This is a genomic window from Teredinibacter sp. KSP-S5-2 (genome assembly GCF_032773895.1).
Taxonomy (GTDB): Bacteria; Pseudomonadota; Gammaproteobacteria; order Pseudomonadales; family Cellvibrionaceae.
Genome location: NZ_CP120416.1, coordinates 4,167,887 through 4,180,164 on the forward strand (window position 1 = coordinate 4,167,887; position 12,278 = coordinate 4,180,164).

The following is a 12,278-nucleotide window of genomic DNA, read 5'->3' on the forward strand; positions in this document are numbered from 1 at the left end:
ATAAACCTCAGCCCACCAGAGCAGGCGCTTAAACAAGCCACCCATCACTCAATACAAAGGCCACATAAAGTTAATCCATTATCGGTCAATAATACTAACTATGCATTGGTATAGATCAGGCAAATGTACCAGACGTCGCGACAGAAGCACTGCATACTTCCAGCAACTCCTCACTCAAGCTCTCGTCTGTCAGCGCCCGCGCAATAGCCATTCCGCCAACCATCAATACCGCTTTCTGCAACGCATCCTCACGGGAGATCCCCGTCTCATTAACCAGACGCCCTACAAAGCCGTTAAAAACCCGGGTATAGACCTCGCGAACAACCTCATCCTGCTGAGTAACATCGGTAATCAGAGACGACAATGGACAACGCATATCCAAAGACCTGAAATGCTCCTGCCCCAAATAGCTGTTGGCAATATCACTCAGAGAAAAGCAATATCCCTCATCGGGCAATAATCTCGAACGAACCCGTTTGGCTGAATTGAGTATAGACTCCTCATACAGCTTGGATTTGGATGAGAAGTGAGCATAAAACGCTCCCCTGGTCAGACCTGCATCCTGCATCACTTCGTCGATACCAACCCCCTCAAAGCCTTTGACCGCAAAAAGCTTGGCCGCCGACGCCAGTATTTTCTCTCTCGTCGCCTGCTTATGTGTCTCTTTCCAGGCCATAACCCATTCCCCTTGTACAACATCAAAATATGTTCTTGATCATATTCTGACAAAGCGTAAATTGACCCTCGCCGTTTAGCAAACAATTTCTTGGGAGAATTTACATGAAACAAAACATCTATATTGTTGGGCCACAGTTCAGCACTTTTCTGCGAAGTGTCCTGTTAACCTGCGAAGAGAAACAGGTGGACTATGAATTTGGACTCAATATCGATGGTCAGCAAATCGAATTCCCATCCGATAAATTAAAATCAATCCATCCTTTTGCCAAAGTGCCTGTGCTAATCCATGGTGAATTCCAACTAACAGAAAGCATCGCGATTTGTCATTACCTAAACGACATCGGGGAAGGTCCCTCGCTGACACCGGATACACCAAAAGAAAAAGCCAGACATTTACAATGGTGTTCTTATATTGCCACGTATATCGATAAGGCGCTTATCCGGGATTATCTTGTCGAGTTTATTAAAATTAATGAGAACAACCAAAAGACACAAATCGAGAAGATTAAAGGTGCCATCCCAAACCGGAATTACTGCTTATCACTTATCGAAGAACAAATATCAAAAAACAAATTTGTCACATCTGATCATTTCACAATTGCAGACGCACTTCTCGCGCCAATAGTTGACTATATGTTCCGCCTCCCTGGGGAATTTAAAATACCTGAACAATATCAAGCAATAAAACAATACCGGAATAGGATTCTGGAGAGAAATAACGCGAAAAAAATATTAAAAGACGCAAAATAATCCCCTCTATAAAGATAAGAGTCCCAGATCATGGCTCTTATCTTTATCACGCCTCACAAATCCATCATAAATTATTTTTTACCATATCCATAATCAACAAAAAAGATTTGTCTAATCTTCATTAAAATCCATTACTATTGACAACGCACCAGAAATAAAAATAAGAAAAAACTAATTTAACAACTATAAAAAACGACATCTCAAACCACAGTTCAGGATGGCTAAATCCAAGCTCATCCATCGAGAGAAATAATAATTAAAAAAATCTGGAGAGATAAAATGAAACAACTACTTTCTATACGGGTGACTGTCATTATTTTTTTATGCATTGTCTTATGCAACAAAACCTGGGCAGAAAACAAAGCTTCCGACGCGCAACACTCTTCATCCACACCAGGAATTGTTGAGATTCCTTTAAACATTAATGGCCTGGATACACAATTGATAGAAAAAGACGAAAAAGCGCCTTTTTTCCCTTCCAGAGCCAAGGCGTCTGCTAACCCAATGCCAGAACATGCTTTTGAAAAAACTGAAACATGCGCCGGCTGCCATCAGGAAATCTATTCCCAATGGCAAAATTCCGTTATGGCAAAATCCTGGGAAGACCCGATTTACCGATCCTTATTAGAGATGGCGAGCAAAGCGACAAATGGCGCTATCGATAACTTCTGCATAGGCTGCCATACCCCTATCGGACTCACGACAGGCAACGCTGTCGCAGTAGGTCAAGACAAAGCCCATAGCCCAGGTGTGGATTGCGAAAGCTGCCACAACATGTCTGCATCAAACGGCAACGGCAACGGGGCCTATGTTCTCACGCCAAAAAAATACGGTAGGCCGCTTAAATTCGGCCCCCGCAGTGATGCTCAATCACCTTACCACGACACAGCGTATTCCGAGCTGCATACTAAATCGGAATTTTGCGCAACCTGTCATAACGTCACCCATCCTTTTAATCAGCTTGCAGTTGAGCGTACTTACGATGAGTGGCGAGACAGTATTTACAACGCTCAAGGTATTGAATGCCAGGATTGCCATATGAAACCGGAAGCTAAAATGGTGAAATCAGCGATTATGGGAAAAGAAAGAGAAAGCGTAGCTTCGCATTATTTTTCCGGCGGTAACTCCACATTACATACCCACTTCGGCAATGAAGGGATGGCAGAAAAAGCCAGAGAGATGCTAAGAAGTTCGGCCAAGATGGAAATCACAGAGACACAACTTGGTAATTACTCGCTGCGTACAAAAATACGTGTCACCAATATTGGTGCCGGGCACAAACTACCAACAGGGTTTCCAGAAGGCCGAGAAATATGGATTGATTATCAAGTTAAGGATGCCAACGGAAAAACTATTTATCGCCTTGGTCAAGTTAAAGACGGCCACACAGAAAAAGGAACGAAAAATTTCAAAGCGGTATTGGGGGACAAAAACAATCAGGAAGTGGATATTAACGTATGGGAAGCAGACCGTATTCTATCCGACACACGTATTTTACCGATGGGACATATGGATGTTGAATACGTCAGCGAAATAGAACACAACGACATTTCTTTCCCTCTAACAATCACTGCCGATTTATATTATTGGCCGTTCTCGCAATATCTCGTAGACAAGATAGTCGGACCCAATAAAATCAAAGTGGAAATAGTCAAACTAACCCAGGTTAGTACAACCATTTTTCAAGAACAGAACTTAGCAACTCATTAATACGTGAAAAACCATATTAAATAGCATGAGTTCAGATACATTTTCGTCCAGAGCACCCGTATAAGGTGCTCATTTAATTGGGCATTAACCTGTAGAGGCAACACGATTTATTCCCGAATAATATTGAACTAATGCACCCAGACAAATCCTGTATGCACGTCAACTTTCCACTGCCAAAAACCAGAACACCATACGCTTTGATCTCTATCCGATACCATCTGCACGGCGGCGCATTTCCTGTATATCTCTCTTTGGCGGCATGCCAAACAACCGACTGTACTCTCGACTAAATTGCGAAGGACTTTCATATCCCACGTTAAAGGCAGCACTGGACGCATCCATATGCTCGTTAATCATCAGTCGTTTTGCTTCATTCAATCTCAACCATTTTTGATACTGTAATGGGCTCATAGCAGTAAGTTGTCGAAAATGATGATGGAACGTTGGTGTACTCATCTGAACTCTAGCAGCCAGTTCCTGAACACGAAGTGGCAAAGCAAAATTTCCTTTCAACCAATCGACAGCCTTGGCGATTCGATGTCCCTGGCTATCCACCGAGGCAATATGCCGCAACAAGGAACCTTGGTCACTCAACAGTAATCGGTAGTGTATTTCCCGCTGGATAATGGGAGATAACACATCAATCGCCTCAGGTTCATCCATCAGGTCAAGCAGACGTTTTAACGGCTCCATAATCGCCGGCGTCATCGCTCCTAATCCGATGCTCATTCCGGATGCCTGCTCTCGCTGATGCAGTAAACCGCTCTGCGCGATCAACTCCGCCAAAATGCGAATATCCAACTTTAAGACTAACCCCAGGCAAGGGTTATGAGGGCTCGCATCCAACACTTGCGATTTAGCCGGTAAATCTAACGATGTAATCAGAAAATTAGATGTGTCATAAGGAAATACTTCATTGCCCGCCAGAATTTGCTTTGTCCCCTGCACAACTAACACCACGCTTGGTTCAATAAGGCAAAAACATGGCTCCGTGAGCTCTTCCCGTCTGAAAAAACCCAAGTTCGGAACTGGCGTAGCCCAGTCATCAGGCCCTTCGACCCAATTAGAGATAACTCTGGACATCGCCTGCTGCAATGGGCAGAGCTGTTCACTGTAGTCCCGTTTTTTAACCATAGGCTTTCTATACCTCCTCAAAGGAAACTCTATATGCAGATATTGGAGTTCGCTACCAAAAAGATGGACACCAAGAGGATTAGGCAAGAATTCAAGTGGATTACTCTAACGATATTCTGCAGCAACGCAGGAGAATAACTGTATCAATCATACGCCAAGGACAACCTCATGAAACAACTCATCACGTTACTTGGGATCTTTATTAGTGCATTCACTTTTGCGGAGACTGATATGTCAATCGGATCAGATAATTTCTATACCAGTAATCAGGTTATCAAGCAGAAAGTTTCTTTTAAAAACCAATACAAAATGAATGTAGTGGGTAATCTATTCATCCCTAAAAATATTGTCCCCAATAGTCAACAACCCGCACTTGTCGTCGGCCACCCAATGGGAGCAGTAAAAGAGCAAAGCGCTAATTTATACGCGACAAAAATGGCGGAGCACGGATTTATCACGCTATCCCTGGATTTATCTTTCTGGGGCGAAAGCGAAGGCGAGCCCCGCAATGCGGTATCTCCAGATATTTATGCCGAAGACTTCAGTGCTGCTGTCGACTATCTGGGCAGTCACAGTGCAGTAGACCGAAATCGAATCGGTGGTATCGGAATATGCGGCAGCGGCGGATTCCTCATTAGTGCAGCCAAAATCGACCCGCGTATAAAAGCCATTGCCACCGTGAGTATGTACGATATGGGCACATTTAGCCGACACATGTACGGCAAGTCATTATCCCTTGATCAGCGCAAGCACATCATCGCTGAGGCCGCCGAACAACGATATGTGGAATTTTCCGGGGGAAAAATACAATACACCGGCGGTTCTCCCCATGAAATTGACGAAAACTCACACCCCATCGCCAAAGAGTTTTACGATTTTTATCGCACAGCGAGGGGCAAATTTACACCGGAGAATTCCTCCCCCGAACTCACTACACACCCGACATTAACCAGTAATACCAAGTTTATGAATTTTTACCCCTTTAATGATATTGAGACGATTTCACCTCGCCCCTTGTTGTTTATTGCCGGAGAGAAAGCACACTCTCTGGAATTTAGCGAAGACGCCTACCAACGTGCGGCCGAACCCAAAGAGCTGTTTTTGGTTTCCGGTGTTGGACACGTAGATTTATATGACGGAATAAACGTTATTCCGTGGAGTAAGTTGGAATCTTTTTTCAACCAACACCTGAACGAGAAAAATTAAACAACATTTTTTCATGGCTATGTTTTATTTTACTGAAAGGAAAAAGAACGATGACCCATTACTCAATTTTCCCTTTTGTGCGTCCATCAAAATCGGTAATTCATTTCGCAATTATTTGTGTTCTATATGGCCTGAGCATTGTATCCGGCCCAGTTATCGCAGAAACAAAAAACGAAACTCAGGAGAAAAAGATGATACTAATAAAAAATGGCTCACAAGCCTCTATTAAAGGCCCTGAAGACTGGTTTGTCGGTGATGTACGTATAGACCCCATTCTTTTACAGGCTCAGGAGCCATCACGAATTACATCCGCACTCGTTACTTTCGAACCCGGAGCCCGCACCAACTGGCATACACATCCTCTTGGACAACTACTGATTGTGACTGCCGGACAGGGCTGGACGCAATGCGAGGGAGAAACCAAAGTGGTCGTCAATGCTGGCGATACAATATGGTGCCCACCAGGACACAAGCATTGGCACGGCGCGACCAGTAACACAGGCATGAGCCATATTGCTGTACAGGAAAAACTAAATGGCAAAAATGTAGATTGGCTAGAACCTGTTACAAACGCACAGTACCTGGAATAAGCCCATGTTTTCGACCCGTATAGTTTGCCCGAGAAAGACTAAATACAGAGCGTTATTGATACATGGCCTCACTAGCGTGTTGTTGTTTTTTAGTTTGACCAGCCTATCGGGAGAGACACCACCTAAGCCGGCAGAGGAGAAGAAGGAATCGATGACGAAAGTATTCATCCTGATTAATAACACACAGGTCACGGCAGACCTCTACGATAACGCAACCTCAAAATCGTTTATCTCTTTACTGCCTTTAACGCTAACCTTAAATGACTACAATCAGACCGAAAAAATAAGCGACTTACCACAGCGCTTACCTGTCGACGGCGCACCGGAAGGGATTACCCCCCAAGCAGGGGATATTACCTATTACGCCCCCTGGGGGAACCTGGCTATTTTTTATCGTCATTTTGGCCATGCAAAGGGACTCATTCGCTTAGGCAGGATAGAATCCGGCATAGACTTGCTAAAACAACCCGGCAAGATGAAAGTAATCATTCAGCGAGCAGAATGAAATATAAGGATTAAATAAAAAAGCCATTTGCATGCAAATGGCTTTTCATATGAATGGCGGTAAAGTAAATCAGTTCATTTGCCACTGATTATCTATAAGCGTTTTTTCTTCAGCAGCGTTTAAGGCGATGCTTCTAATATCATTATCAATATATGCATCAACAATGGACACAGCCTGCCCAGAAGCTGGAGTATAGCCATCCGTAGGTACTGCAACGGCCTCAACAATAAAGAGTTCATCCTGCCACTGTTCTTGCTCGAAACGACAGGCCACACCATGCCCCGTCTTGCCTTGTTTGGACAGTTTAAACTCTCGACAAGGGCGGCCATCTTTAGAGATGTAACTTAATACCGCATGAAAACTGGCACCCTGCTCGAATGAGACAGTCTGATTTGAGCTTGTTTGCTCAAGTAAGCCACCTAAAGTATCACCCTCAATCCAGCTACGAATATCTGCGATCTGATCGGACGGAGAATCCACGGATGAAAAAATATTTAAATACGATATGCCAACCATAAGACCAACCAAAACACTGGCAGCAAGTGCACGCACAGGCTGCTGGGCAATAATAGTGGGCACAAACCGAACCAAACGCTCAGAGATGAACGGGGTAGTCATCAGTTGGGTTAAGCTATCAGGTACCGGTTGATCATTGATGTCATCAAAGGCTCGATTCACATAAACATCAATAATACTGAGCTCTTGCAAACGTTCACGAAGCAACTGATCTGCTACCAGACGCTTTTGTAATTGCGCCTCTTCATGCTCAGAAAGCTCCCCATCAAGATACGCCGATAGCAATTCATCATCTATCATGCTTATTCTCCTGCGGCTAATCGATGCTCGACCAGCCTTCTATGTAATTCCTGCCGGGCTCGACTTAATCGACTCATTATCGTCCCCACTGGCACTTCTAAAAACTCTGCCGCTTCAGCATAGCTCATTCCTTCAATGGTGATCAGACTTACTGTTAACCGCTGACGTTCTGGCAGCTTGTCCATGACCGCCCGTATTTTTTTTGCATCCAGCCAGCCAATCATTTCGGCTTCACCATTGACCGCTTCAGGTACATCCAACCATTTTTCATCAATGGCACGACGTCTCACATCTCTAAAGCGAATCTCATCCACCCATAGGTTTTTGCACACACGGTAGCACCAACGCAGTAAATCTGCGTTTTCTGGAACCCGGCGCTTCAGTACTTTTTCAACAACTCGCTGTACAAGGTCATCGGCGTCGTCATAGTCCGATGTAAGTGAATAAGCAAATCTGCGCAATCTAGGTAATACCTTAACAATGTCCTCGCGCGGAACATCGTCTCCTATTCCCATGAATAACTCCTCATTGTTCTTATTATTTAAACGACCGACTTACTTCTTTTATTCCTGGGAATATATAAAGTCTTGTGATCGTATTCTATTTATAGACGACCAAGAAATATCTATACTGGCACACAATTATCAGATTCAAGCGGTACAAAAACACTGTGAAATACCAAACAATCCTCCTGCGGGCACTGCTTTTATCCGTGCTATTCCTCGGTACAACCTCGCTCATACTCGCGGTAAGTCCCGTAATGCCTGCCTATGCTCAAGATGATGACGACGACGATGAGGCGGATGACCTGGACGACGATATTGAGCGGGAGATAGAACAAACCATTGAAAACCAGGTAGAACAGACCGTAGAGGACGAGATTAGTGGCGAGCTGGACCAGGCAATAGATGAAGCCACGGAACAGGAGGTGGAAGACAATATTGAGGCTCAGGTAGAAGAAGAGCTTGATGATGAAATAGAAGCGGCGGTGGAACAAGAAGCCGAATCCGACATAGAAGATTCTATTGAAGCCGAATTAGAAGAGGAATTAGAGAACGATATCGAAAAATCCGTTGATCAGGAAACGGAAGAAACTCTGGAAGACGATCTTGAGCAGGAACTCGAAGGGGATCTGGCGGAGGAACTCGACGATGATATCGAAGAGGAAACAGAAGATTCCGTGGATAACGAAGTCAGCGACGACGATCTACTGGAAGATGAAGTCGAAGATATAGAATCAGATCTGGACGGAGACAATAACCAACAGGATCTAGACGATGATTCCGACCTTGACGAGCAAGACAGCGAAGACCTCGATCATTTCATTTATGACCAGCCAATAACTGATATTGACCTGATTCTAGATGAAGACGGAGAGGAAAGCATAAAGGGAGAATGGTTAATTCTGGTCGAAGAAGAAAGCATTGAAAAACTCGAAAAAAGCGGCTTTCGTTTCATCGAGCATAGACGCTTGAGCGGACTGGATATGGTACTGGGAAAGCTATCCACTTCAGATGCTCTCAAGCTCTCCGAAGGGAAAATCCAGCTCACCAGCGAAAAAGAAATCGAATCACTTGTGATTGATAGAAACCATCTTTATAGCAATAACTCCGCAACAAAAACGACCGAGATATTGCCTGCCAGCTATCATCCCAATCAGTTATTGCATATTACAGAAAATACAAACAACCCGATTGGCATCATCGATACCGCCGTCGACGCACAGCACGCCGCATTTACTAACTGCGAAATCATTCAAAAAAGTTTTATTCGCGGCAAACAACCCATGGAACACGGAACCGCAGTCACATCCATTCTTTGCGGCCAGTCGAACAACTATCAAGGTCTTTTAAAAAAGGCAAAAATATATTCGGCATCGGTGTTCTTTAATCATCCGAAAAAAGGGGAAACCACCTCAACGCTGGCAATTATTCAGGCAATTGACTGGCTGGTTAGCAATAAAGTCCCAATCATCAATTTAAGCCTATGCGGGCCAGCAAACTCGCTACTTGAAACTGCGGTTAAAAAGGCTATACGGCAAGGCACAACCATAGTGGCCGCTGTTGGAAATAACGGTCCAACATCCGCACCTGTGTACCCTGCTGCCTATGAAGATGTTATTGGCGTTACAGGCGTTTCACCCAAAACAAACAAGGTATATCGACTGGCAGGAAGAGGCAAGCATGTGGATATTGCTGCGCCAGGAATGGATATCGCCCACGCACAAGTAGGCGGAGGCTACACCAGCTCTTCAGGAACTTCCTTTGCAACACCCTTTGTCAGCGCCCTTCTAGCCAGCAACCCCAATCAGAAAGAAAAAATATTACAGGAACAGGTTATCGATCTCGGCGAACCAGGCAGAGATCACGTGTACGGCTCTGGCCTGATTCAGGGGAACAAACCTAAAAATTAAGTTTAACAATACTTGAAGCTATATATTCTGTTTCACCGGGGCTGCCATCAGAGTAACTGCGCTCTTCGTACTGAACTTCGGTCGCCCACTTTATATGAGATGTAATTCGATACTCCCACTCCATCTCATAATCGTAACGGTCTTCTGAATTACCGGAAACTTCGGAGTAACTGCGATTTTCCGCTTTCACACCCGCTGAAAGCTTGTGCTTTCCCAACCGCTTACTATAACGCAGCTTTCCCCGTTGCGACACATAGGAATTTACTGGGTCATTCGCACTAAAATCACGGTATTTATAACCTGTGACCAAGTAACTTTTGAAACCACCGAAAAAATAATACCAGTCCATGGTTAGTGCCGTCTTATTTCCGCTTTTGGCTTTATAGTTATCCAGCCTTTTATCTTCGTAAATAAAGGCTCCACGCAGAAAATTATGCTTTGAAACAAAGGAGGAAGCGAAGGGAGAAATCTGGGAAGCTTTTAGGAATTCCGTCCCATCGGTAAGAGTATAAATCTCTCGATAGGATAGACCAAAACGAATATCAGCCAGCCGATAATCACCCTGAATTGTAGCAATATGCATTTGGGTATCGTACTGGGTTTGTGTATCAAAACGCTTGTCCGAAACACGATATTTCAGACTAACATTGCGATGCTCCATTTCATTCTTATATTCAACTGCGAATGCGCTCCACGTCGCATAATCAGCCTCATTTGAGCGCTCACCAGTGTCGTCTATAACGATATCCGAATAGTACTTTGCCCCTAACTCTAAATCGAAAAAATAACCTGTTTCTTCCTCCTCGGCAAAAGAGTAAACACTCACAAGTGCAAACAGGGATAACGCCCGAACAATAAATCTATTCATTACATCATATACAAAAAACGAGAGAGACCAATCATTGTAATTAGTCTCCCTCCAAGGTCACAAGTTATTTGAGCACAAATTTTACAATCTCAGCTGTCAACCGCTAGATAGTAGATTCCTCTACTTCTTCTTCAACCTCATCTTCCACATCGTCTTCAACGTCATCTTCTACTTCGTCTTCAACGTCATCCTCTACTTCGTCTTCAACGTCATCCTCTACTTCGTCTTCAACGTCATCTTCTACTTCGTCTTCAACGTCATCTTCTACTTCGTCTTCTGCTTCGTCTTCTGCTTCGTCTTCTGCTTCGTCTTCTGCTTCGTCTTCTGCTTCGTCTTCTGCTTCGTCTTCCGCTTCGTCTTCCGCTTCGTCTTCCGCTTCGTCTTCCGCTTCGTCTTCCGCTTCGTCATCATCATCTAGATCGTCGTCGACATCATCAGAATCCAATTCTGCAACCGCATCTTCTTCCGCATTACGGATTACATCAATATCATCTTGCGAAAAGGATGGGCTTGCTAATAAACTAGCGGAAAGTACAAAAAACGAAACCACTATTAGATTTTTTATTGTCATAAAGTATTCCTCTGGGTGAAACTACACTCCCTTGACGAACTATAAAATAAAATTATTCCAATAGAAGTTTCACATTTCGTTAACCGTACTTTTGTTTAATTAAACAGGCAAAATTCCGAATAAAAGCGCAAATTAAAAAAAATTCCCATCCGGATAAAAAATATGAAAATTATTGAAAATGAATTTCACGGTATCGAGATATGCAATATCGAAAAAGAAATAACCCTTGAATCATTTTCTAAAAATCTCATAGAGGAAATAAACCTATGGGAGAAAAAAGATAAAAAACTCATCTGGCTAACCCTACCAATAAATCAATCAAAATATATACATTGCGCGACAGCGCTCGGGTTTGTTTTTCACAACTGCCATGAAACAGAAATCACCCTGATCAAACGTCTTACTCCAAATGCTTATGCACCTTTTGCCCCCACTCACACGGTTGGCGTCGGCGGCATGGTAATCAATGCAAACAAGGAAATCCTGGTAATACGAGAAAGAAACTCCGTTTATAAAGGGTATAAATTACCAGGCGGAATACTTGAAGCAGGAGAAACCATTCGTCAAGGAGTCATACGTGAAATTAAAGAAGAAACCGGCGTAGACAGTGAATTTCGATCAGTCTCAGGCTTCCTCGCGGGCTACCCCTACAAATTCAACAACGCTAATATATATGTCGTATGCAAGCTTTCCGCTCTAACCAATGAAATTGCCATACAAGATACAGAAGAAGTACTTGAAGCCAAGTGGGTATCTATGGATGATTTTATTCAGGACGAAATAAACTCACCACTCAACAGGAAAATTATCGAACAGGCATATACCAATCCTGGGCTCAACAACATAACGTTTGATATGAGCTTGTCCAGAAGTAACGTGAAAGAGATTTTTATTTAGCGGAAACACAAAGAACGGGGCTTTAGAACAAGCCCCGGATTACATGGATTAGCCTAGAATCGATACTCTTGATTTTTCTCGCCTTCAATATCGCTCAACATCAGCTGAATATTTTTTAGTTGGCGAGTTATTTTTCTTTT

Annotated in this window: 13 protein-coding genes; 7 read left to right on the forward strand and 6 right to left on the reverse strand. The window is 43.6% G+C overall.

Going from position 1 to position 12,278, the window contains the following annotated elements:
- Positions 1-115: 115 nt before the first annotated feature.
- Complete coding sequence (locus tag P5V12_RS17655; RefSeq protein WP_316954418.1) at positions 116-676, reverse strand: TetR/AcrR family transcriptional regulator; 561 nt, start codon at positions 674-676, stop codon at positions 116-118.
- Between the two features lie 104 nt (positions 677-780).
- On the opposite strand from P5V12_RS17655, the gene P5V12_RS17660 reads away from it, so the two are divergent.
- Complete coding sequence (locus P5V12_RS17660) at positions 781-1,428, forward strand: glutathione S-transferase family protein (RefSeq protein ID WP_316954419.1); 648 nt, start codon at positions 781-783, stop codon at positions 1,426-1,428.
- 279 nt (positions 1,429-1,707) lie between these two features.
- Positions 1,708-3,138 (forward strand): multiheme c-type cytochrome, encoded by a 1,431-nt coding sequence (locus P5V12_RS17665; protein WP_316954420.1) that lies wholly within the window; start codon positions 1,708-1,710, stop codon positions 3,136-3,138.
- A 204-nt stretch (positions 3,139-3,342) separates the two neighbouring features.
- Here the strand turns inward: P5V12_RS17665 and P5V12_RS17670 are convergent, their stop codons facing one another.
- A complete protein-coding gene (locus P5V12_RS17670) occupies positions 3,343-4,272 on the reverse strand; it encodes an AraC family transcriptional regulator (protein WP_316954421.1) in 930 nt (309 codons plus the stop codon).
- 168 nt (positions 4,273-4,440) lie between these two features.
- Between P5V12_RS17670 and P5V12_RS17675 the strand changes: the two genes are divergently transcribed.
- The 3 genes from P5V12_RS17675 to P5V12_RS17685 all read left to right on the forward strand — a co-directional run bounded on the left by P5V12_RS17675 (position 4,441) and on the right by P5V12_RS17685 (position 6,573).
- A complete protein-coding gene (locus P5V12_RS17675) occupies positions 4,441-5,478 on the forward strand; it encodes an alpha/beta hydrolase (protein ID WP_316954422.1) in 1,038 nt (345 codons plus the stop codon).
- A 50-nt stretch (positions 5,479-5,528) separates the two neighbouring features.
- A complete protein-coding gene (locus P5V12_RS17680) occupies positions 5,529-6,068 on the forward strand; it encodes a cupin domain-containing protein (protein WP_316954423.1) in 540 nt (179 codons plus the stop codon).
- A gap of 151 nt (positions 6,069-6,219) precedes the next feature.
- Positions 6,220-6,573, forward strand: coding sequence for a cyclophilin-like fold protein (locus tag P5V12_RS17685; RefSeq protein ID WP_316954424.1), 354 nt, complete (start codon positions 6,220-6,222; stop codon positions 6,571-6,573).
- Between the two features lie 69 nt (positions 6,574-6,642).
- Here the strand turns inward: P5V12_RS17685 and P5V12_RS17690 are convergent, their stop codons facing one another.
- Both P5V12_RS17690 and P5V12_RS17695 read right to left on the reverse strand, forming a co-directional pair.
- Positions 6,643-7,389 (reverse strand): hypothetical protein, encoded by a 747-nt coding sequence (locus P5V12_RS17690; protein WP_316954425.1) that lies wholly within the window; start codon positions 7,387-7,389, stop codon positions 6,643-6,645.
- 2 nt (positions 7,390-7,391) lie between these two features.
- Positions 7,392-7,904: an RNA polymerase sigma factor gene (locus P5V12_RS17695; protein ID WP_316954426.1), complete on the reverse strand. Its 513-nt coding sequence runs from the start codon at positions 7,902-7,904 to the stop codon at positions 7,392-7,394.
- A 245-nt stretch (positions 7,905-8,149) separates the two neighbouring features.
- Here P5V12_RS17695 and P5V12_RS17700 point away from each other — a divergent pair, with 245 nt between their 5' ends.
- Positions 8,150-9,802 carry a S8 family serine peptidase gene (locus P5V12_RS17700; RefSeq protein WP_316954427.1) on the forward strand — a complete coding sequence of 551 codons (1,653 nt, stop codon included), beginning with the start codon at positions 8,150-8,152 and terminating at the stop codon, positions 9,800-9,802.
- Here the strand turns inward: P5V12_RS17700 and P5V12_RS17705 are convergent.
- Positions 9,792-10,670 (reverse strand): hypothetical protein, encoded by an 879-nt coding sequence (locus P5V12_RS17705; RefSeq protein WP_316954428.1) that lies wholly within the window; start codon positions 10,668-10,670, stop codon positions 9,792-9,794. The genes P5V12_RS17700 and P5V12_RS17705 overlap by 11 nt on opposite strands.
- A 103-nt stretch (positions 10,671-10,773) precedes the next feature.
- Positions 10,774-11,241 (reverse strand): hypothetical protein, encoded by a 468-nt coding sequence (locus P5V12_RS17710; protein ID WP_316954429.1) that lies wholly within the window; start codon positions 11,239-11,241, stop codon positions 10,774-10,776.
- A gap of 162 nt (positions 11,242-11,403) precedes the next feature.
- On the opposite strand from P5V12_RS17710, the gene P5V12_RS17715 reads away from it, so the two are divergent.
- A complete protein-coding gene (locus tag P5V12_RS17715) occupies positions 11,404-12,138 on the forward strand; it encodes an NUDIX hydrolase (protein ID WP_316954430.1) in 735 nt (244 codons plus the stop codon).
- Positions 12,139-12,278 lie beyond the last annotated feature (140 nt).